Here is a 20641-nt window from a genome sequence, read left to right on the forward strand (position 1 = left end):
GGCGGTCGGGTACGCGACCGCTCGGCGATTCGGTGGTCAGTCGGGGGCCGGGCCGAGACTGTCGCGACGGACGAGTTCGGCGGGGAGCACCTCGACCCGGGGACGGCCGACGGCCGGTTCCAGGGCCAGGGTCATCGCGCGGGCGCCCAGTTCCACCAGAGGCAGCCGGACGGTGGTCAGCGCGGGCGTGACGTCGGCGGCCACCGGCATGTCGTCGAAGCCGACGACGGAGACCTCATCGGGGACCCGGATGCCCCGGGCGCGCAGCAGGGTCAGCGCGCCCACCGCCATCGAGTCGTTGAGCGCGGCCAGCGCGGTCAGCCCCGGCGCCGCGGCCAGCAGCTCGTCCGCCGCGCGGGCGCCGCCGTCGCGGGTGAAGTCGGCGTATCGGACCCGCTCCGGCGGCAGTGCGGTTGCCAGCCCCTCGGCCACCCCGGCGAGGCGGTCGCTGGTGGTGGTGAGCTGCCGGGGACCGGCGATCACGCCGACCCGGTGGTGCCCCAGCCGGCGCAGCTCCGCGCCGAGCCGGCGCGCGCCGTCGGCGTTGGCCGGCAGCACCGCGTCGCCGGGGTGCTCGTGCCGGCCGATCACCGCCACCCGGCCGCCGGTCGCCTCGTACGCGGCCAGCTTCTCGGTGAGCCGGGCGGTGAAGTCGGCGTCGTGGTAGCCCGAGCCGGCCAGCACGATGGCGGCGACCTGCTGGCCCCGCAGCATCTCGACGTACTCCAGCTCGCGCTCCGGGTCGCGGTAGCTGTTGCAGATGATGACCAGCCGGCCCTGGTCGGTGGCCACCCGTTGCAGGCCCCGGGTCACCTCGGCGAAGTACGGGTCGGAGACGTCGTGCACCACCACGCCGACCACGCTGCGCTGCGGCCGGGCCAGCAGCTGGGCGTGCGCGTTCGGGACGTACCGCAGGTCGGCGACGGCCCGCAGCACGCGCTCGCGCAGCTCGTCGGCGACCGGCTTGCTGCTGCCGTTGATGACCCGGGAGGCGGTGGCGGGGGAGACGCCCGCCCGGCGGGCGACGTCGGCCAGCGTCGCCAATGGCCACCCCCTGCCCGCCTCGGTCCCGCGCCCCGCGGTCGGGCACAGGCTACCGTACGGGTGCCAGGAAAGCCCTTGCCTGTGCTGCGGGCCGCCGCCTACGACTGCTAGAAAGCGCCTGCCTGAGCCGTGCACGAGCAGATCGCCCGCGCCGGCGCGCGGATCGCCGCGTTCCAGGTGGCGGACCGGTTGACCCCGCTGCCCGAGGGGGTGCTGCTCGGCCGGGCCCTGCCCGGGGAGGGCTGCGTCGAGCTGCGCCGGCTGTGGCAGGCGGTCGACGCGGCCGGCTACACCGGCCCGGTCGAGGTGGAGGTCTTCCAGGCCGACCTCTGGTCCCGCCCCGGCCCCGAGATCCTCGCCGCCGCCATCACCGCCCCCCGCACCCACCTCCTCTAAAACCCCCTCACCCCCCGTCCTCTGCCGGGCGCTTTCACGGAAAGAGTGGCTATTCCGCGGGGAATGGCCACTCTTTCTCGGAAAGAGCGGGCGAGGGGGTGGGGTGGAGGTGGGGGTCAGCGGGTGGGGAGGGCGGCGGTTACCCGGACGGCCTTGACGATGGCGGGGATCGAGCCGATCAGGAGGACCAGGCCCCAGACGATCGCGACCACCGCGAAGACCAGCGCGCCCACGTCGTCGAGGATGCTCACCACGACGACCGGCACCAGGTTGTGCAGGAACTCCAGCAGCACCGTGCAGAGCAGCGTGGTCAGCGCCAGCAGCACCAGCCCCTTGTTCTGCAGGAAGCGGGGCTGGGCGAGCAGCAGCAGCACCACCCAGACCAGCTTGAGCAGCAGCACCAGGCCGAGCAGCAGGCTCGCCTCGCCGACCGGGAAGAAACCCCACAGCGCCAGGTACGCCAGCGTGCCGAAGGGCGCGGCCAGGAAGAGCGAGACCATGATGGACAGCTCCACGAAGGCGAGCACCAGCATCAGCAGCGACACCAGGATCAGCACGATCGAGAAGACCAGCGTCGCCACGCCCTGCACCCGCCCCTGGACCCGATCCGGCACCACCAGGCTCAGGCAGAACAGCCCCGTCGTCCAGAGCGCCACCACGTCGATCAGCGCCAGGTAGCCGGTGCCCCGACCGGAGGGCTCGTCGACCCGGCCCACCTCGCCGACGTCCACCCCCAGGTCCTGCGCGCTGGCCCGCAGCGAGCCGCCCGCGTCCCCGCCGCCGGTGAGCAGCGACGAGCCCAGCTCCACCCCGACCACCAGGGCCACGGCCAGCAGCGCCAGCAGCAGGAACGGCTTGCGCAGCTCACCCACGACGGGCCTCCTCGCGGACGTACCTGACCCGGACGGCGACCATCCGCTCCCGCCGGGCCGCCGGGACCGGGCGGGCCCGGCGGGGCGACCGCGGGGGCCGGTGACGGCCGGCCGCCCGGCGGCTCAGGATCCGATCGTGACCGCGCACGCCACACCTCCCGCACAGCCGACGGTGATCTCGCTGGCCCGGTCGACGGCGACCTTCGCCACCGCCGTGCCGTCCTCGCCCGGCTCCACCTCGTCGTCCACGGTGAAGCCGGCGTCCCGGGGCGCCGGCGCGGTGACCCGGAACCGGCCCGGGCTACGCAGCACCAGGGTGCGCAGCCCGTCCGGGTCGGCGACGCGCAGCACGCAGGCGCCGACCACGGCGAGGGTGTCCCCGGTACGGTCGCAGCCGGCCCGCACCGTCGCCGGGTCGACCGTGGCGCTGTCGCCGACCAGCCGGCCCAGCCAGCGGACGGCGCCGTCGTCGTCCGGGCCGCCCCGGTCGCCCCGACCCGCGCCGACGGCCACCACGAAGAGCACCACCAGCAGGACGGCCAGCCCCACCAGCAGCAGCTTGCGTCGCCCGCTCATCGCCGGGCCGCCGCCGCCCCGCCGACCTCGGTGAACCGGATCTGGTCGATCCCGGCGAAGTACCGGTCGAAGGCCTGCGTCTTGCTCACCGCCACCAGGGTCACCTGGTGCGGCCCCTTGCCGAGCCGCAGCGTGCCGACGTCCTCGAAGTCGGTGCGGACCACCTTCGGGGTGAAGCCGAGGAAGGTCCCGCCGACCTGGATGCCGTCGATCTGGAAGATGGTGTTGGCGTAGTCGAACGAGGTGGTGCGGGCGGCGGAGAACCGCCAGACGGCGTCCTTCGGCAGGTCGACGGTCATCGTGACCTGGTCGCCGACCGCCAGGCCCTGGAAGAACAGCTGCCGGTCCTGCGACCAGGTGACCCCGCAGCAGTTCGGCTGGACCACCACCTTCGCCGCGGCGCCGGTCGGCGACTCCACCTTTGCCTGCGCCACCAGACTCTCCGCCTCCAGCGTGACCACCTGCGGCTCGCCCGGGGCGGGGGCGTCCTCCGGCCGGGTCACCAGCCAGCCCACCACCGCCCCGACCAGCAGCACCAGCGCCACGGCCGCGGCGATCCACGGCCAGGGGGCGCGGCGGGGCGGGGCGACGGCGCGGACCTCGTACGTCACCCGGCCGCTGGAGCGGGAACTCTCCTCGGGCGCGGTGTTCGCCGAGTAGGCGAAGCCGGTCATGTCGTAGCGGCGGGGCGCGGTGCCGGGCGGCACGGCGAGGCGGACCAGGAAGGAGACCGACCCCTGGCCGGGTACCACCCGCTGCGGTTCGGCGACGGTGAACCAGGACCGCTGGCTGCCCTCCCCGGGGGCGACGTCGAAGACCACGGTGTCCGGGGCGGCGCCGGGGTTCGAGACGGTGAAGGTGAGTTCGCCGTGGTTGCCGGTGTCGAGGGTGAACTGCTCGGCGGCGGCGACGACGGCCCATTCGGTGGTCATGACGGCTCCTCTGCGGACGGTCCCGGAGGTGGAAGGGTGCGTGGGGGTGGGACGGCGGCCCGGCCGACGGCCGGCCCGGTGGGCAGCGGCGGCGGGTCGACGGGCGGTTCGGGGGCGGCCGGCGGCTCGGCGGGTGCGGCGTCGCCGAGCAGGACGACCTCGGCGGTGACCGCGGCCGGCTTCTCCGCGGCCACGATCCGGCTGATCAGGTCGAGCGAGCCGGCGGCGGCCGGCGGCACCCGGACCACCAGGTGGAAGGGGCGGTCGACCGGTTCGTCCAGCACGAAGCCGGTCACCCCGGTGGCCAGTTCCAGGGCGCTCCGCATCCCGTACGGGGTGCCCCGCCAGCGGGCCAGGTGCGCGCCGTGCGCCACCAGGTCCCGCAGCCGCCCCACCGGCAGCGCCAGCGGCGCGTCCGGGCGGGGCGAGGCGAGCACGTGGTCCATCGCCACCCACCGGGTCAGGTACCCGACGAACCCGTCCGGCGCCCGGTACGGGGCGAACAGCGCGTCGACGTCGGCGAGCACCGCCTCGTCCGGGGCGTGCAGCGCCTCCATCGTTTCCAGCAGCGCGAACAGCACGCTGCCGGGGACGCTGGCCCGCTGGTACGCGGCGGGCAGCAGCCGCTCAATCGCCGCTCGGCGCATCCTGCCGCACCACCTCGATGTCGTGCTCGCCGGAGCAGAGCAGCCAGGTGTCGGGGACGGTCACCACGTCGGCGGTGGCCTGGTTGGCGCTGGGCGTCCAGTCCACGGCGTTGCCGCTGCGGTACACCCCGCGCTCGCCGCCGGCCAGGACCAGCCGGTCGGTGCCGCCGGTGGCGGCGATCGCGTCGACCGGTACGAACCGGGACCGGTCCCGCAGCGGCAGCCCGCAGTTGACCATCACCGGCTGCCACTGCGGCTGCGCGGCGAGGGTGTCCAGTCGCACCACCCCGCCGCTCTGGGTGGCGGCCAGCGCGAGGGTGCCGGCGAAGGCCAGGTCGCGGCAGGTGCCGCCGATCCAGCCGGCCTGCACCGACTGCCACTTCACGTCCGACTCGAACAGCCGGGTGCGGTGGCAGCCCTGCCCGGGCTTCTTCGGGTCCGGCTCGCCGGCGCCCGACCAGAGCAGGGTGGCCGGGCCGTCGTACTGCACGGCGAGGACCCGGTTGTCCACGTTGGCCAGGCCCACGTGGGTGAAGCTGCCCGGGCGGCCGGCGGCGGTGGAGAGGTAGACCCCGAACCCGGCCTGCGCGGCGACCGCCACCCCGGGCGCGCCCCGCTCCGAGACGAAGGCGCGCACGGCGTAGAAGCCGCGGTCGGCGTCGGCCGGGTCGACCAGGATCTGCAACGGCACCGAGCCGGGCAGCAGGGAGACCTCGTACAGGCCGGTGTCGGTGGCCAGCAGCAGCGCGCCCGCGCCGTCCCGGTCGATCCACGCCACGTCGGAGATGCGGGAATCCAGGTCGGTCAGGAGCGACCAGTTCTCGCCGAGGTCGGTGCTCAGGTGCACCCGGGAGCCACCGGCGGCCCGGACGGTCACCGCGGCCACCGAGCCGGGGCGGGCGGTCACGCCGGGGCGTACCGGGGCGGGGGCGGGGGACACCCGCACCACCGTCTCGCCCTCGAACCGGCCGGCCGGCTCCCAGCCCGCACCGGCGTTGGTGGAGCGGAACAGCACCTCGCCACGGCCCGCGTACCAGGTGCGGGCCTGGTACTGGTCCACGGCGAGGGTGCGGACCTCGGCGTCGGGGGCCTCGTCGACCACGAACCGCACCGATTCCACGTAGCGCACACCCGGCTCGGCGTGCTCCAGCATTCGGTAGACGTTGGAGGCCCGCAGCGGCTCGCCGAACGCCCAGCCGGCCGGGTTCAGCGTGGTGGGCAGCGGGCTCAGCGTCTGGTGCAGCCGGTCGTGGATGCGCCGCCGTACCGCCTCGGCGTCCTCCTCCCGGCGCACCACCACCCGGGCCCGGATGGAGACCGCCTTGTAGCGGGCCCAACCGGCCCGGCAGCTCGTGCCGAGGGCGCGGCGGCGGTCCAGGTCCGCCTCGACCCGGCGGCGCGCCTCCTCCACCTCGTGCTCGCGCAGCACCGACACCGGCAGCCGGCCGCCGGGGCGCGCCTCGTCCGGCACGTACGGCACCAGCACCACCTCGACCTCGCCCGGCCGGGCGAAGCTGTAGACCGCGGCCCGGGTGAAGGCGCGCGCCCGGGCCACCGCCCCGGAGCCGGCGGCGAGGATCTCGAAGTCCCGGGCGGTCACCGCCCGCTGCTGGGCGAAGAACTCGTACGGCCCGCGGACCAGCGCCGAGTCCAGCGTCTCCATGTCCCGCCCGCCGCTGGCCGGCTCCGGGTTGTCCGCGCGTACCCCGGGCAGCGGGTCGCGCAGGCTGGTCAGCGTGCCGGCGGCGACGTTGCCGGTGCGCCCGCCGCCGGCCCGGTACCAGAGTCGGATCCCCGCCCCGGCCGGCGGCACCGCGGCCACCGTCACCAGTCCGGAACCGGCCGCCCCGGCCGCCGCCACCCCGGCCGGCCCGTCGCCGGACGGGCGCAGGTCCAGGGCGGGGGCGAAGGTGACCACCCCCGAGCAGCGGTCCACCAGATACACCTTGGCCTGCGGGCCGACCCCGGCGAAGCTGTCCACCGGCCGCCAGATCTCGTACGTCCGTCCCTCGTGCTCCCGGGCGGCCGCGCCCAGCTCCACCGAGCCCGGCGGCACCTCCACCCCGAGCAGCAGGTCCAGCGGCTCCGCCGTCCGGGCCAGCGGCGCCCGGGCGGCCCGCAGCGCCTGCCCCGGCTGCCCGGTGCCGGTGCCGAGCAGCTCCGCCTCGACCGGCTCGCAGTGGTGCATCCGCACGGTCGCCTCGGACTGCCCGGCGGCCAGCGTCGCCGGCTCGGTGGTGACGAAGACGACCGGTCTCGGGTCGGCGCCACGCGCCGCGGCGACCCGGGTGCCGGCGGGGATGCGCACCGCGCCGTGCTCGCCGCCGGTACGGGTGAACCGCACGTCCGCCCAGGCCGCCGACGGGGCGTGCCGGGCCACCCCGAGCAGGTTGAGGAACTGCACGTACGCCTTCTCCGGCAGCTGGTTCAGCCGGTAGATCATCACCTCGGTGAGGTGCGCGAACGCCTCCACCAGGGCGATACCCGGGTCGTGCGCGGACAGGTCCGTCCAGGCCGGACAGGACTGCCGGATCCGCTCCCGGGCCTCGGCGACGAGGTCGAGGAAGGCACGGTCGTCGAGGTGCGGCACGGGCAGTGTCATGACAGATCCCCCTCGGCGTGGTCGCGGACCGGCCCGTCGGTCTCCTCGTCGTCGGGGAGCAGGTCGACGGAGAAGACCAGCTGGCCGGGGGAGAGGCTGGCCCGGACCCGGTAGTCGAGCCGGATCACCAGCCGCCACTCCTCGTCCCGGTCCGGTCCGGCGTCGACGTCGATCACCTCGACGCGTGGCTCCCAGCGCCGGATCGCCTGCCGGACATAGTGGATGGCCAGGCCGGCGGTGGTGTCGTCGTTGGGCGCGAAGACCAGCCGGTGCAGCCGGGAGCCGTACCCGGGGCGCATCAGCCGCTCGCCCGGGGTGGTGGAGAGCAGCAGGTACAGCGCCTGGCGTACCGTCTCGTCGCCCTCGGTCATCGCGAGCCCGCCGGCCGCGGTCAACGCCAGACCCCCGGAGCGGCCGGCGTCGAAGCCGGCGCCGACGAAGCGGAAGGCCCTCATCGGTCCGCCTCCACCAGGCTCTGGCGCGGGTCGCGGACGGTGTGGTGGACCAGGCCCGGCGGGGTGCCGTCGGTGAGCCCGTCCAGGTGCGACAGGACGATCCGGTGCCCGTCGACGCGCAGCCAGTCGCTGTAGCCGACCCGCACCGGCAGCGTCTTCGTGCAGGGCTTCACCGTCGGCCCGTAGTTCGGGCAGGCCACGATGTCCCGCCCCTGCGGGTCGTCGTCGACCAGCACCGGTACGCCGGTGACGGTCACCCAGCGCTGCGACGCCCGGTTGGTCACCCGCCCGTCGTGGTCGCAGGTGATCACGGATTGCAGGTGGATCCAGCGCATCAGCGGCCTCCTGAGCTCTGCCGGGCGAGCGCGGCGGCCCGCTCCCGCGCGGTCGGCGCGTCCTCGGTCGTGTCGGCGTGCAGGAAGTCGACGCTGCGGGCGCGTACCACCATCGCCCGGCCCGGCGCGGAGAGCACCAGGTCGGTGGCGGCGTGCAGGGTGGTCAGCTCCGGTGTCAGCTCCAGGAAGCTGCCGGTGTCGGTGGCGAGCTTCAGGCTGCGCGCCGCGTCGTCCACCACGATCGTCTGGCCGCTGCCGGTCCGCACCGACCACCGGCCGGACCGCCCGTCGGCGATGCCCGCGTCGTACGGCTCGACCGCGCCGAAGAGCGAGCCGAGGACGATCCCGGCGGCCGGTTCGCCCCCGGGCAGCGCCACCAGCACGGTGTCCTCCGGGTCGGGCAGCGCCACGATCCCCTTGCCGGCCCCGGCGCCGGGGCAGAGCACGGCCAGCCAGCCGGCGTCCAGGTCCCCGTAGGCGGGGAGGGTGAGCCGGACCCGGCCGAGCCGGTCCGGGTCGTCGACGTCGGTGACCGTGCCGAGGGTGACCACCGCACCGGCGACCGGGGCGGGTGCCGGGGCGGGCGGCGGGACGGTGCTGAACCGGGTCAGGTGGCCGTTGGCGTCGATGGTGTGCACCACCTCGGTCAGTACGTACACCCCGGCGACCGGGTCGGCGATCCCGGCCAGCTCGACGCGGCGGCCGGGCCGCAGCGCCGGGTCACCCTCGGCGACCCCCTCGGCGGTGACCAGCGCGGCCACCCGGGCGTCCAGGCCGGCCTGGGCGATCGCGGCCAGCTCGTCGTCGCTGCGGCCGGGCTGGTCCACCGCGGTGCGCACCCCGTCCGCGCCGACGGCGGCCGGGTCCGGGTCGAGCGGGATGCGCCGGCCGGTGCGCGCCGCGTCGGCCCGCTGGCTGATCGGCTCGGCGCGCTGCGGATGCCAGCCCAGGGCCGCGCTCTGCCCGGCGGCCCGGTCCAGGTTGGCCGCGATCCGCAGCGAGTGCAGGGTGCGGCCGAGGGTCAGGGTGACGGGTTCGCCGTGCCCGTCCAGGGTGACCAACCGCAGCCGGTCCTCGTCGTCGGCGAGGTGCAGCCCGGCCCGGCCGGCCACCTCCAGCAGCAGGTCGAGGTCGCTGTGCCGGTGCTGGAGCACGCGCTCCAGGCGCGGACCGTCCTGCTCGGCGTCGACGTCCAGGCCCACCCCGGCGCAGAGGTCCCGGGCCAGGTCGGCGGCGGTCACCGACTCGAACACCCGCAACTGCTGCCGCTTGCGCAGCCGGTGCAGCGACTGGTAGCCACGCAGCCGGACCAGCGCGGCGCCGTCGGCGGCGTACTCCACCTCGACGCAGGTCACCTCCCCGGTGAACAGGCCGGCGTCGGCCAGCCGGACGTCGAGCCTCGCGCCGGTCGGCACCGTCGGGCCCGGGCCGAGGTCCAGCGCGGCGGGGCCGGGGCCGGCGGCGTAGCCGATCTCGCACTGGGTCGGCTGGTCCAGGCGCCCGGCGATCCGCACCGACCGGAGCCGGCGCCCGTCCAGCGGTACCCCTTCGAGCAGCACGGTCGGCCAGGCGGTCACGGCGTACCCCCCGGCGGGGTCGGGGTGGTGGTGGCGGCGGTCAGCGGGGGCACCGCGAGGGCGGTGCCGGCCGGCACGGTCAGCGGATCGGTGATCCGGTTGTGCTCGGCCAGCAGCCGCCACCGCAGCGGCGAGCCGAGCGCGTCGTGGGCGAGCAGGTCGAAGCGGACCCCGGAGTACCCCGGCACGGCGGAACCGTCCCCGGCGGCCACCACCGCCGAACCGGGCGCGGCCACCGGGGTGGTGGCGGCGGCCAGCTCCTCGTCGAAGCCCTCCTGGGCCTCGTCGGCGGACTCCGCCACCCGCACCAGCTTCAGCCGCAGCCAGGACCGCCGGGGCGAGCCGGTCAGGGTGAACGCGTCGAACCGTTCGGCGATCGCGACGATCACGCCGGGGACGTTCCAGGTCTTGCCCCAGACCAGCCGGACCAGCGGCGGCCGCAGCCAGCCGTGCGCGGTGGCCGAGTTCTCCGCCAGCATCCACAGTGGACGGGTGAGGGCGCGCACGTCCTCCGGGCGGGTCGGCGCGTCCACCAGGTCCGTGTCGAAGAGCAGGTCGAGCACCAGTTCGGTGCGGCCGCCGCCGGTGAAGACCAGCGGGTCGTCGGCGAGGCCGGCGCCGGTGAGCTGCCCGTCGCCGACGCCGCGCGGGCGTACCCCGGCCAGCCGGGTCACCTGCACGGTCTCCGGGTTGAGCAGGCAGTCCACCCGGACGCCGGAGGAGTCCACCAGGAAGGCCACCCGTTCCATCAGGCCCCCCGCTGCTCGTGGTCGAGGCGGCGCAGCCGCTCACCGTCGGCGTCGCCGGTGGCCGGCCGCCATGCCGGGTCGTCGGGCAGTGCCGGCCACGGATCCCCGGCCCACCGCCCCGCCGGCCCCGTCGTGGTCGCTCCCGTCGGGGGTACGCCCCCGGCGTCGTCCCGCGCCGGCCCGTCCGGCAGGACGGGCCACGGGTCGGGTGCCGGGGTGGGCGTGACGGTGCCGGGCCACCCGCTGCCGGGCTGTGCCGCCGGCCACCGGTCGGCGGACCACGATCCGTTGTCGAGGCCGGTGCGCGCCGGTGCGGCGATGCCGGGGTGCTCGGCCGTCCGGGCGGGGTCACCGGGGTACGCCTCGGGCGCCCGACCCGCCCCGGGGCCGACCGGCGGTCCGGGGTGGCCGGTGGCTGCCCGCGCTCCCGTCGGCAGGGACCAGGAGGCGGGGAAGCGGAGGGCACCGAAGCCGTCTCCGCCGGTCGTGCCTCGTCGGTGCGCCGGGCCGGTGGTGGTGCTCGCCCGCCCATCGGCTGTCGTGCTCTCGGCGGATGCGGTCGCCGGGATCTGGCCGGCCGGCGGCCCGGACTGGTCGACCCGGTCGACGCGGGGCTCACCGGGACCGGCCGGCGGCAGTGCGTCCCGGTGCCGATGGACGCCGCCGTCGCCCGGCCCGGTGTGCGACAGGTCGCTGAATCCGGCGGCGGGGCCGGGTACCGCCGGACGGATCCGCCAGGCTGCCGGCCCCGGGTGAGCGCCGGCGCCATGCCCCGGCGACCGGTCGACGTCGGCCGGCTGCCCGACCCGTCGCTCAGATTGTCGGGACCGGTGGTGTTCCGGCCGACCGGGCCAGGAATGCGCGTGCGGCGGTCCCGGCCGGGAGTCCGGCCCGGCAGCGCCCGGCCGGCCGCTCGGATCGGGAACCCCGGGCAACCTGCCGGCGGCCGCAGAACTCGGTCCGGCTGCGCGGCTGCCGCCCACGCCCGTGCCGGGATCGCCGGGCCAGGAGCCCACGCCTGTGCTGGGGTCACTGGGCCACGGGTCCACGGTGGTGTCGGCGCGGGGCGACGAGCCGTCCGGGTTGCCGGGCCAGGAGCCCGCGGCCGCGCCCGACGACGGCCGGAGCGGACCGGCCGGGGGCAGCGCCGGCGTACCGGAGCGGGCGGGCGGCCGGTTGCCAGCTACCCCGTCGGCGGGCCCGCCCGGCCGGCCGCGCGCAGCCGTCGACGGTCCGGCGTCCGGAAAGGCGTCCGGGTCGACGTCCAGGCCGCGCAGCAGGCCGGGGGCGTGCGCGGCGACCAGGCGCAGCCAGTGCTGCGGCGGCTGGCCCGGCCGGCGCGGCACGTCCCGCGTCGCCTCGACCGGCGGCACCTCCGGCCCTGCCCCGGGCAGGCCCGGCGTCGCCTGCGCCGGTGGCCCGGCCTCGGCCGGCGACCGGTCCGGTGTCGTCCCGGCCGGCGAGCCACCGGCGGTCGGGGCGGGCTCCCACCGCTCGACCGCGTCGGCGGCGTCCCGGAGCCGCCGGGCCAGCCAGTTACGCGGTCCTGGGCGCGGCGGCGGCACTGCCCGACTCCAGCTCCAGGCCCTCGTACGCCAGGGTGAGCGCCTCGATGGCGATCTCCTGGGAGAGGGTGTGCAGGTGCGCGCCCCGCCACCGCATCGGCCACGCGTTGATCATGTTCCAGCGCAGCGCCTCGCTGGTGCCGGCGGCGTCGAGCAGCACCACCGAGACGTTGCGGCGGTTCACCGTTCCCCGGGCCGCGGCCTGCACCCAGTCCCACAGCTCGCGGGAGGAGGTGAGCCCGAAGTGCAGGGTCACCGGGGCGTAGTCGACCTGGCCGGGTACGGCCCGGATCCGGTCGTTGCCGGCCTCCCGGTACGCCCGCCGGGCGATCGTCACCTCCAGGCCGCTGACCTCGGTGAAGTGCCCGTTGGTGATGCCGTTGATGAGCAGCTTGAAGTTGTAGGCCCGGTACGGGTCGACCGGCGCGCCCGGTTGCGGCGTGGCGGGGGTCGTCATGTCAGCCTCCGATCGTCTCGGTCTCGGTGCCACCGGCCCACTGGCTGAGCTTGAACACCACGAACTCCGCGGGCTTGACCACCGCGATGCCGATGTGGGCGACCACCATGCCGGCGTCGCGCACGTCCGCCGGGTTGGTCTCCTCGTCGCACTTGACGAAGAACGCCTCCTCCGGCGTACGCCCGAGCAGGGCGCCGTCGCGCCAGACCCGGGTGAGGAAGGCGCCGATGTCGCGCCGGATGGAGCGCCACAGCGAGAAGTCGTTCGGCTCGAAGACCATCCACCGGGTGCCGTTGGCGATGGCCTGCTCGATGGAGATGGAGAGCCGCCGCACGTTGAGGTAGCGCCACTCGCTGGCCTCGGCGGCGAGCGTACGGGCGCCCCACACCCGGATGCCCTCGCCGGCGAAGTAGCGGATCACGTTGACGCCCTTGGGGTTGAGCACGTCATGCTCCGGGCGGGTGACCAGGTACTCCAGGTCGACGGCGCCGCGTACCGGCTCGTTGGCCGGGGCCTTGTGCACCCCGCGCAGCCCGTCGGTGCGGGCCCAGATGCCGGCCATGTGCCCGCTCGGCGGGGTGAGCACCAGCTCGCCGCTGATCGGGTCGCGCACCCGCAGCCAGGGGAAGTAGCAGGTGCCGAAGTCCGACTGCCGGGGCCGGTACGCGGTGGTGCCGCCGTCGTCGTCGGCCGGCTTCGCCGTACCCTCGGCGGGTTTGCCGTCGGCGGCGCGGGGGGCCCGGGCGGAGCTGGGGGTGGCGACCCGGGTCAGCGCCGAGATGTCGTCGATGCCCGGGGGCGGGTCGCAGATCGCCACCATGGTGCGCAGCCGCTCGGCCATGCTCAGCAGCGCCTCGTGCGAGACCGGGTCGTGGAAGCCGGGGGCGGCGAGGATGGACACCTCGTCGACGGCCTCCAGCAGTTGCAGGCCGGCGCGGCGCTGGCCGCCGCCGGTGAGCTGGCCGCCCTCGCCGACGTTGACCACCCAGCACCGGGTGCCGCCGTTGTCGAGGAAGCCGAAGACGGCGCGGGCCAGCGGGGTGCTCTCCGGGCGTTCGCCGCCGGCGTAGAGCCGCAGGAACTCCGACCAGCTGTTGACCGGCATCGCGCGGTCCACGTGGGCGCCGCGGTCCGGGGCGATGCCGACGAACGCGGCGGTGCTCATGCCGACCGGCCCGATCGGGTGGGCCCCGCTCGGCACCTCCTCGACGTAGATGCCGGGGGAGAAGTAGTTGGGCATCGGTCCTCCTGGTGCGGGGGCGGTCCGGGTCAGCGGGCCGGGGGTTCGCAGACGATGACGAGGTCGGTGTCGGCGGGATCGACGTCGGCGGTGAGGGTGTGGCCGCGGCCGACCAGGCGCAGTCGGACCGGGCCGGGCTGCTCGGGGTCGTCCGGCACGCCGGTGAGCCGGAACCGGCCGGCCGGGTCGGTCTGGGTGGCCTGCGCGGTGCCGACCAGTTCGACCCGCATCGCCGCGAGGGGCTGCTCCTGCGGGCCGACCACCCGGCCGTCCAGGGTGCGCATCGGCAGCTGCCGCAGCCGCAGCGGGTGCAGCACCGGCGGTGCCGCCGGCAGTGGCCGGGCCACCTGCGCGGGTACGTCGATCAGCAGTGCCGGCCGGGGCGGCACGCCGAACGCCCGCCACAGCTCCGGGTCGCCGGCCTCCAGCAGCACCTCCGGCTCCCCGTCGACGACTGCGGCGGCGAGCACCCGGTCCAGCCGGGGCAGCGCCGCCGGGCCGGCGGCGCTGAGCAGGTAGCGGACCGTGAAGCGGTACGGCTCCCGGTTGCCGGTGCCGCGGGTCTGCCGGCCGGGCCGCAGCTCCAGCGGCCAGACCGTCAGCCCGTCGGCGGGTTCGCCGTCGGCGGGCGGGCCGACCGGGACGACCTCGCCCGCGGCGGTGGCCAGCCACGCCGCCAGGTCGGCGGTGGCCGCCTCGACCGGTCCACGCCCGTCGTCGGTCATCGCGGCGGGCTTCCCTGGATCCGGTACGCGATGGCCTCGTTCCAGACGTGCGGGTAGACGCCGATCTCGAAGTACCGGGTGAAGGCGTTGATCGGCGCGTTGGTGTGGTCGTGCCAGAGCAACCAGACCGGGGCGATGGTGAAGAGCACGTAGTTGAGCAGCACCAGCGGGATGTAGAGCGGGCCGAGCAGCCGGCCCTGGAAGATGTGCACGTCCTCGTGCCGCTGGATGCCGGGGCTGGAGCCGGCGCAGACGGTGCCGATGGTGGTGGCGTACCGCGGGGAGACGCCCTCCACGACGTCGACCCGGCAGCTGTGCTGCGAGGTGGTCCGGTTCAGCTGGTGGCCGAAGATCAGGTGTACGGCGAGGTAGACCGCGCCGACGGCGGTGTTCAGCAGGCTCCAGGTGTGGTCCACGAGGAAGAGCCAGACGCCGCGGGCGTCGGGGCCGTACACCCGGGCGGAGGCGACCGCCCAGCCGAACGGGGCGCCGACGAGCAGCCCCGCGACCGCGCCGATCAGCAGGCCGAGGGTGCCGCCGGCCCAGCCGCCGAGCGCGGCGCCGAGGACGATGTGGACGGCGGCGCTGATGATTCCGAAGACCATGACGCTCACCTCTCTCAGACCCAGGATCGGATGTAGCGGGGCTCGCCACCGCCCTGGGCGATCCGGCTCGGCGACGCCTGCGTCGCCTGCCGGTTGCCCGGCGGCAGTTGGTTGATGCCGAGGGCGGCGGAGAAGATGATCAGCCCGTTGAAGAAGGCGATGATCCACTTCTCGGCGCCGGCGTCCGTGGCGAACGCCGCGGTCAGGTAGGACAGCGCCAGGGCGACGCCCAACGCGATCCATTTGCGGGCCTTGTCGCCCGCGGGTCCGAGCAGGCCGCCGACGACGTTGGCGGTGAGCAGGGTGGCCGCGCTCGCGCCGGTGAGGCTGCCGAGGGCGGGCCAGGTGAAGAGATCGTTCACGGCGATCTCCCTTCGGGTGGTGCCGGGAGGGTGGTGTGGTGGTGGTGAGGTACGGCGACCGGTCGGGCGGGCCCGGGCCGGCCGCCCGGGGTGGTGGCGCGGTCCGACCCGAGGCGGGTCAGACCGGCCCCGGATGCTCCGCCGGCGGTGCCGGCGTGCCGGCCGGACCCGTCGGCGTCGTCGCGGCGGTCGCGGGACGCCCGCGCCGGCGCAGCAGGAGTACGGCGACGACCCCGCCGACCAGGAGCAGGACGACCGCGGCCCCGACGACCAGGAGCCAGGGGAACCCGCCGTCGCTGTCCCCGCCCGTGGCGGCGGCGCTGGCGGACGGCGAGGGCTGCGCCGGCGCCTCGGCCACCGCCCGCAGCTCGGTCGGCTTGTCGCGGTTGGAGCCCACCTTCCAGGTGACCGAGCGACCGGTGACCGTGCCGTTGGTGTCGATCACGCGAGCGGGAAAGGTCACGGAAATCTCGAACGACATCAACTGCATGAACGCGGCCTGGTTCCGGGGGTCCTGCTCGGCCAGTTTTCCGCCGTATTTCTTCGGGTCGAGCGAGAGGTTGAACCGGTAGAGGTCCCCGTCCCGGACCAGTTTCACGCTGTCGCTGGTGAATTCCTTCAGCGGAGTGCGGTGGTAGGTGATCTGGGAACCGTAGTAGCGCTCGTCCTCATAGACGCGTTCCTCGCCGGCCGGCAACGACGGGATGTTCTGCCGCAGCTCGGCGAAGCCGACCTGGACCGTCCTGTTCTTGCTGGTCAACACCCGTTTCTCGGCGGTCAGCAGCAGTTGCCCGTCGATCGTGTCGTCGGCGTTGACGGTCAGGCCGATGTTGAACTGCATGCACCCGGTGAGCATCGCCACCAGGGCGAGACACACCGCGAGGCGGAATGCCCTGTCGCGGTCGAGTCCCGTATTCATGCCAGCAGTGTGTGTGATCGCCCTCACTATCCGCAGTCAGCGATCAGTCACAACGGTGTCACCGATCTTACCGGCCGGTTCTCCCTTTCGGCTGACGCCGTAAATGGGCGCGATCGATATTCTGAAGGGTTGGTCCGATCCAATTTCAGCTGCTGTGGCAGGGCAGGTGGGCGACGGGATCAGGCCAGGGTGGACGGAGATCCTCTTCGTCCCGCCCGGCGAGGTGTTCGACGGTCGCCCGGACACCCCCGGCATCGTCGCGGTGCTGACCCGCTTTTCGGCCTCGCCCGAACACGCCGGCCTGGCCGCCGCCGGTCACTGACCGCCGGGCCCGGTTCAGGCCGCCGGATCGGTCGAGGTCGGGGGCGGTCCGCTCAGTCGCGGGGCGGGTGCCAGTCGGCGTACCGGGCCGCCTGGCGCAGCGCGACGCGGGACGGGGTGAGCCGGATCAGGGTGTCGCGGAGCGCCACCGCCACCGGGTGGCGCAGCTGCTGGCCGAAGCGGCCGGCGCGGGCCGAGGCCCGGGCCACCGCCTGGCTGCGCGGGCGGCGCTCCCGGTCGTACCGGTCGAGCGCGGCGCCGAGGTGTGCCGGCCCGCCGGCGCAGGCCGCGCCGAGCGTGACCGCGTCCTCGATCGCCTGGCAGGCGCCCTGACCGAGGAACGGGGTCATCGCGTGCGCCGCGTCGCCCAGCAGCGCCACCCGGCCGCGCACGTAGGACGGCAGTGGGGTGCCCAGGTGGTGCAGGTCGTGCCGCAGCACCTGCTCGGGCCGGGTGGCGGCGAGCAGCGCCGGGACCGGCTCGTGCCAGTCGCCGAAGCGCTCCCGCACGGCGGCCAGCTCGTCGGGGGCCCGCCCGCCGGGTGGAGCGGTCACCGCGGCGTACCAGTAGACCTGGTCGGTGCCGAGCGGGACCATGCCGAACTCGGCACCCGGGCCCCAGCTGACCGCGGTCGGCAGCGGGCCGTCCCAGCGGATCGCCGCCCGCCACGCCGTCGTCCCGCTGTACGTCGGCCCCGGGTGCTCCGGCCAGAGCCGGGACCGCACGGCCGAGCGTAGCCCGTCGGCGCCCACCACCAGGTCGGCGGCGAGTTCGGCGGGCTCCCCGCGCCAGCGGTGGTGCACCCGGGCGCCGTCCGGGCCGGTTGTCACGTCGACCACCTCGGCGTCGGTGCGCAGCGCGGCCGCCGGCAGGGCGTCGCGCAGGACGCCGTGCAGCCTGCCCCGGTGGACGCCGAGGGCAGCGGTGCCGAGCTGCCGGGTCAGGTCGGCGCCGTCGACCCGGGACAGCCAGCGTCCGCTCCGGGTGCGCAGCCCGCCGGGGGCCTCGGTCCGGCCGTGCGCGCGGACGGCCGCGCCGACGCCGAGCGCGTCCAGCCCACGCAGCGCGTTGGACATCAGGGTCAGCCCGGCGCCCACCTCGCCGAGTTCCGGCGCCCGTTCGAGCACGGTGACCCGCCAGCCCGTCCGGTGCAGGGCGAGGGCGGCGGTCAGGCCGCCGATCCCGCCGCCGACCACCACCGCGTGTCCGTCCATCCCGACCGCCCCTTCTACAGCTGTAGAAGTTCATACTACAGCCGTAGAACACCGACGAGGAGGCCGGATGAACGATCGGTCCGCGCGGGTGGCGGCGTTGGCCGACGCGGCCATCGCGCTGCTCGCCGAGGGCGGGATGCGGGCGTTGACCCACCGGGCCGTCGACGCCCGGGCCGGGGTGCCGGTCGGCACCACGTCGGCGTACCTGCGGACCCGGCAGGCGCTGATCGAGGCGGTGGTACGCCGCCTGGTCGACCTGGACCGCGCCGACCTGACCGACCGCGAGCTGCCCACCGACGCGCCGCCCCCCGGGCCGCCGCCGCGGCTCACCCCGGCCGACCTCGACCACCTCGCGGTGGCCACGGCGCAGGTGCTGGACCGTTGGCTCACCGACGGGCGGGACCGCAGTCTCGCCCGCTACGCCTGCCTGCTGGAGGCCGTGCACCGACCCGAGCTGCGGCCGATCCTGGCGCACGGCACCGTGCTGCGCGAGCAGGCCCGGGCGCTGCTGGCCGGCGCCGGCGCGGCGGACCCACGGCGGCAGGGCGACCAGTTCGTCGCCTTCGTCGACGGGTTGCTCTTCGACCGCCTCGTCGGCGCGGGCGCGCTCAGCGCGCCGCCGCCCGGCAGCCCGGAGAGCCGCGAGGACCTGCGCTCCGCCATCCGCGCCCTGCTCCGCGCCTTCACCGGCACCTGACCTGTTCGCCCGGCCGGATGACCCGTCCTCGGACGGCCATGACGGTCGGGTCGCCTCGACAATCCTCGGGGAGCGACGGCCCGGTGGTGAGTTCGGTCAGCTGACCGGGGTGCGGGTGCGGTGGTCGCGGGGGCTGATGCCGCGTACCCGGCGGAAGGCGGTGCTCAGCGCGAACGGGCTGCCGTAGCCGACCCGGCGGGCGACGGCGCCGAGGGTGGCGTCGGGTTCGCGCAGCAGGTCCGCCGCGAGGCTCAGCCGCCAGCCGGTCAGGTAGGCCATCGGCGGCTCGCCGACCAGCTCGGTGAAGCGGCGGGCCAGCGCGGCCCGGGACACCCCGACCTCGGCGGCCAGCGACGCCACCGTCCAGGGGCGCGCCGGATCGTCGCGCAGCAGGCGCAGGGCCGGTCCGACCACCGGGTCGGCCGCCGCCGCGTACCAGGAGGGGGTGGCACCGGGCCGGTCGAACCAGGTCCGCAGCACGGCGATCAGCAGCAGGTCGAGCAGCCGGTCGAGGACGGCCTCCTGGCCGGGGGAGTCCCGCACCACCTCGTCGGCGAGCAGCCCGACCAGCGGGCTGTGCCACTCGTCGGCCCGGACCACCAGCAGCGCGGGCAGCGCGGCGAGCAGCCGCCGGTCGACCTCGCCCGGCAACTGGTACGTCCCGGTCAGCAGCGCCGTCTTGCCTGGCGTGCCGGTGCCCCAGGTGCGCACCCCGGCCGCCGGGGTGGTGGTCAGCGGCTCGCCGCGCAGCGTGGTGCACCGCTGGCCGGGGTGGATCACCACCTGCGGCGCGGTGGTCGGGTCGTCGGCGACGGTGTACGCGTCCGGGCCGCGCAGCACCGCCACGTCCCCGGGGTGCAGCAGCTCGGCGGAGCTGTCGTCGGGCAGCACCCAGGCGGTGCCGCGCACCACGGCCACCACGGTCAGCGGCGCGCGGTCGGAGATCCGCAGCGCGAACGGCGGGTCCAGCAGCGAGCGGAGCAGGAACGCGCCCCGGGCGCGGGGGCCGTCGAGCAGACCGGTCAGGAGATCCACGGTGGCGAGCGTAGACGCCCACGTATGCCCGCACGAGGGTGAATCATCGAGCGTCTCACCGGCGCGCGGCGTTCGGGCGTACGCGGCGGAGGCGGCCGGGGCCTGGCGGCCCTGACCCGCCGGCCGGGCTACGGTGGGGCCCGAACGGGGCGAGGGGGCGGCGATGGTCCGGTGGGGCTGGTTCCGGGAAGCCGCCGGGCGGCTGCGGCAGGGCTGGCTGCCGGTGGTCGAGACGACCCTGGCCGCGACGGTGGCGTGGATCCTGGCCACCCGGCTGGTCGGCCACCCGCAGCCGTTCTTCGCCCCCGCCGCCGCGCTGATCGTGCTCGGCCAGGCCCGGGGCCAGCGGGTCCGCCGGGCGGTCGAGGTGCTGCTCGGGGTCGCCGCCGGCGTCCTCGTCGCCGACCTGGTGGTGCAGGCGCTCGGCCCGCGCACCAGCTGGACGGTGTTCACGGTCATCCTGCTCACCATCGCGCTCGCGGTGGCGGTCGGGGCGAGCACGGTCGCCGTGGTGCAGGCCGCGGTCTCCGCCCTCTACCTGGTGGTGGTCTCGCCACCGACCGAGTCGCTGGTGCCGTTCCGGTTCGTCGACGCGCTGATCGGTGGCGGGGTGGCGGTGGTGGCCAGCCAGCTGATCGACGCCCGGCGGCCGCTCGCCCCGCTGGTCGCCGAGTTCCGCCGCACCTACCAGGGGATGGCCGAGGTGCTGGACGAGGTCGCCGCGGCCCTCGACGCCCGGGACGAGCCCGCCGCGCTGGCCGCCCTGGACCGGGCCCGCCATCTCGACGCGGCGGTGGAGCGGCTGCGCACGGCGGTGCTCGCCGCCGGCGAGGCGGTCCGGCTCAACGTCCGGCGCCGGCGGCACATCGGCCGGCTGCGTACCGTCGACGCCACGGTCGGCCAGCTCGACTACGCGGTCCGCAACGTGCGGGTCCTCGCCCGGGCCGGCGTGACGTTCAACCGGCTGCCCACCCCGGTGCCGCCCGAGCTGGGCGCGGCCCTGCGGGACCTGGCCGAGGCGGTCCGGGCGGCGGGCGAGGCGCTCGCCGCCGACCTCGACGGCGCGGAGGAGGCCGGCGACCGGCACGCGGCCCGCGCCGAGGCCGCCGCCCTGACGGCGGTACGCGTCGCCGGGCGGCTCTTCACCCCCGGCCAGACCCTGCCCCTGGCGATGATCGTCGGGCAGGTCCGGGCCACCGCCATCGACCTGCTGCGGGGCGTACGGGCCGACGACGACGCGGCGGTGCTGGCCCGGGTCGACGAGGCGCTCGGGCTGCCCGCGCTCTGACCACCATGTGGTAAGGAGCGCATCTGGC

Annotated in this window: 23 protein-coding genes; 4 read left to right on the forward strand and 19 right to left on the reverse strand. The window is 75.8% G+C overall.

Annotation, left to right across the window (positions count from 1 at the left end; translation table 11 throughout):
* Positions 1 to 36: 36 nt before the first annotated feature.
* Positions 37 to 1044 carry a LacI family DNA-binding transcriptional regulator gene (locus V6U89_RS10220; protein WP_334570571.1) on the reverse strand — a complete coding sequence of 336 codons (1008 nt, stop codon included), beginning with the start codon at positions 1042 to 1044 and terminating at the stop codon, positions 37 to 39.
* 129 nt (positions 1045 to 1173) lie between these two features.
* On the opposite strand from V6U89_RS10220, the gene V6U89_RS10225 reads away from it, so the two are divergent.
* A complete protein-coding gene (locus V6U89_RS10225) occupies positions 1174 to 1440 on the forward strand; it encodes a TIM barrel protein (RefSeq protein WP_334570573.1) in 267 nt (88 codons plus the stop codon).
* A 116-nt stretch (positions 1441 to 1556) separates the two neighbouring features.
* Here V6U89_RS10225 and V6U89_RS10230 read toward each other — a convergent pair whose 3' ends face one another.
* From V6U89_RS10230 to V6U89_RS10305, 16 genes are all read right to left on the reverse strand, one after another.
* Complete coding sequence (locus tag V6U89_RS10230; RefSeq protein WP_334570575.1) at positions 1557 to 2312, reverse strand: hypothetical protein; 756 nt, start codon at positions 2310 to 2312, stop codon at positions 1557 to 1559.
* Between the two features lie 123 nt (positions 2313 to 2435).
* Positions 2436 to 2888 carry a hypothetical protein gene (locus tag V6U89_RS10235; RefSeq protein WP_334570579.1) on the reverse strand — a complete coding sequence of 151 codons (453 nt, stop codon included), beginning with the start codon at positions 2886 to 2888 and terminating at the stop codon, positions 2436 to 2438.
* Positions 2885 to 3820, reverse strand: a complete 936-nt coding sequence (locus V6U89_RS10240; RefSeq protein WP_334570580.1) for a hypothetical protein — start codon at positions 3818 to 3820, stop codon at positions 2885 to 2887. The genes V6U89_RS10235 and V6U89_RS10240 overlap by 4 nt, the downstream gene beginning before the upstream one ends.
* On the reverse strand, positions 3817 to 4467 hold the full coding sequence (locus V6U89_RS10245; RefSeq protein WP_334570581.1) for a phage tail protein: 651 nt from the start codon (positions 4465 to 4467) through the stop codon (positions 3817 to 3819). The genes V6U89_RS10240 and V6U89_RS10245 overlap by 4 nt, the downstream gene beginning before the upstream one ends.
* On the reverse strand, positions 4448 to 7069 hold the full coding sequence (locus tag V6U89_RS10250) for a putative baseplate assembly protein (protein WP_334570582.1): 2622 nt from the start codon (positions 7067 to 7069) through the stop codon (positions 4448 to 4450). Before V6U89_RS10250 ends, V6U89_RS10245 begins: the two co-directional genes overlap by 20 nt.
* Complete coding sequence (locus tag V6U89_RS10255) at positions 7066 to 7524, reverse strand: GPW/gp25 family protein (RefSeq protein ID WP_334570585.1); 459 nt, start codon at positions 7522 to 7524, stop codon at positions 7066 to 7068. The genes V6U89_RS10250 and V6U89_RS10255 overlap by 4 nt, the downstream gene beginning before the upstream one ends.
* Positions 7521 to 7859: a hypothetical protein gene (locus tag V6U89_RS10260; protein ID WP_179805387.1), complete on the reverse strand. Its 339-nt coding sequence runs from the start codon at positions 7857 to 7859 to the stop codon at positions 7521 to 7523. Before V6U89_RS10260 ends, V6U89_RS10255 begins: the two co-directional genes overlap by 4 nt.
* Positions 7859 to 9436 (reverse strand): phage baseplate assembly protein V, encoded by a 1578-nt coding sequence (locus V6U89_RS10265; RefSeq protein ID WP_334570587.1) that lies wholly within the window; start codon positions 9434 to 9436, stop codon positions 7859 to 7861. Before V6U89_RS10265 ends, V6U89_RS10260 begins: the two co-directional genes overlap by 1 nt.
* A complete protein-coding gene (locus V6U89_RS10270) occupies positions 9433 to 10185 on the reverse strand; it encodes a CIS tube protein (RefSeq protein ID WP_334570588.1) in 753 nt (250 codons plus the stop codon). The genes V6U89_RS10265 and V6U89_RS10270 overlap by 4 nt, the downstream gene beginning before the upstream one ends.
* A complete protein-coding gene (locus V6U89_RS10275) occupies positions 10185 to 11750 on the reverse strand; it encodes a hypothetical protein (RefSeq protein WP_334570589.1) in 1566 nt (521 codons plus the stop codon). Before V6U89_RS10275 ends, V6U89_RS10270 begins: the two co-directional genes overlap by 1 nt.
* Positions 11722 to 12207, reverse strand: a complete 486-nt coding sequence (locus V6U89_RS10280) for a phage tail protein (RefSeq protein ID WP_088961616.1) — start codon at positions 12205 to 12207, stop codon at positions 11722 to 11724. Before V6U89_RS10280 ends, V6U89_RS10275 begins: the two co-directional genes overlap by 29 nt.
* 1 nt (position 12208) lies before the next feature.
* Positions 12209 to 13447 carry a phage tail sheath family protein gene (locus V6U89_RS10285; RefSeq protein WP_334570590.1) on the reverse strand — a complete coding sequence of 413 codons (1239 nt, stop codon included), beginning with the start codon at positions 13445 to 13447 and terminating at the stop codon, positions 12209 to 12211.
* A 29-nt stretch (positions 13448 to 13476) separates the two neighbouring features.
* Positions 13477 to 14172: a carboxypeptidase-like regulatory domain-containing protein gene (locus V6U89_RS10290; RefSeq protein WP_334570591.1), complete on the reverse strand. Its 696-nt coding sequence runs from the start codon at positions 14170 to 14172 to the stop codon at positions 13477 to 13479.
* Positions 14169 to 14777: a glycine zipper family protein gene (locus V6U89_RS10295; protein ID WP_334570593.1), complete on the reverse strand. Its 609-nt coding sequence runs from the start codon at positions 14775 to 14777 to the stop codon at positions 14169 to 14171. The genes V6U89_RS10290 and V6U89_RS10295 overlap by 4 nt, the downstream gene beginning before the upstream one ends.
* Before the next feature lie 14 nt (positions 14778 to 14791).
* Positions 14792 to 15139, reverse strand: a complete 348-nt coding sequence (locus tag V6U89_RS10300; protein ID WP_334570594.1) for a hypothetical protein — start codon at positions 15137 to 15139, stop codon at positions 14792 to 14794.
* Positions 15140 to 15257: 118 nt separating this feature from the next.
* Positions 15258 to 16058 (reverse strand): LppM family (lipo)protein, encoded by an 801-nt coding sequence (locus V6U89_RS10305; protein ID WP_334570595.1) that lies wholly within the window; start codon positions 16056 to 16058, stop codon positions 15258 to 15260.
* 103 nt (positions 16059 to 16161) lie between these two features.
* Between V6U89_RS10305 and V6U89_RS10310 the strand changes: the two genes are divergently transcribed.
* Entirely contained in the window at positions 16162 to 16380 is a 219-nt protein-coding gene (locus V6U89_RS10310) for a hypothetical protein (protein ID WP_334570596.1), read from the forward strand.
* 52 nt (positions 16381 to 16432) lie between these two features.
* Here V6U89_RS10310 and V6U89_RS10315 read toward each other — a convergent pair whose 3' ends face one another.
* Positions 16433 to 17593 carry an FAD-dependent oxidoreductase gene (locus V6U89_RS10315; protein ID WP_334570597.1) on the reverse strand — a complete coding sequence of 387 codons (1161 nt, stop codon included), beginning with the start codon at positions 17591 to 17593 and terminating at the stop codon, positions 16433 to 16435.
* Between the two features lie 67 nt (positions 17594 to 17660).
* Between V6U89_RS10315 and V6U89_RS10320 the strand changes: the two genes are divergently transcribed.
* Positions 17661 to 18290, forward strand: a complete 630-nt coding sequence (locus V6U89_RS10320) for a TetR/AcrR family transcriptional regulator (protein WP_334570599.1) — start codon at positions 17661 to 17663, stop codon at positions 18288 to 18290.
* A gap of 96 nt (positions 18291 to 18386) precedes the next feature.
* Here the strand turns inward: V6U89_RS10320 and V6U89_RS10325 are convergent, their stop codons facing one another.
* Positions 18387 to 19325 carry an AraC family transcriptional regulator gene (locus tag V6U89_RS10325; RefSeq protein ID WP_334570601.1) on the reverse strand — a complete coding sequence of 313 codons (939 nt, stop codon included), beginning with the start codon at positions 19323 to 19325 and terminating at the stop codon, positions 18387 to 18389.
* Between the two features lie 163 nt (positions 19326 to 19488).
* Here V6U89_RS10325 and V6U89_RS10330 point away from each other — a divergent pair, with 163 nt between their 5' ends.
* Positions 19489 to 20613: an FUSC family protein gene (locus tag V6U89_RS10330; RefSeq protein ID WP_334570602.1), complete on the forward strand. Its 1125-nt coding sequence runs from the start codon at positions 19489 to 19491 to the stop codon at positions 20611 to 20613.
* Positions 20614 to 20641: the final 28 nt, after the last annotated feature.

The organism is Micromonospora sp. CPCC 206171 (genome assembly GCF_036906755.1).
Lineage (GTDB): Bacteria > Actinomycetota > Actinomycetes > Mycobacteriales > Micromonosporaceae > Micromonospora > Micromonospora purpureochromogenes.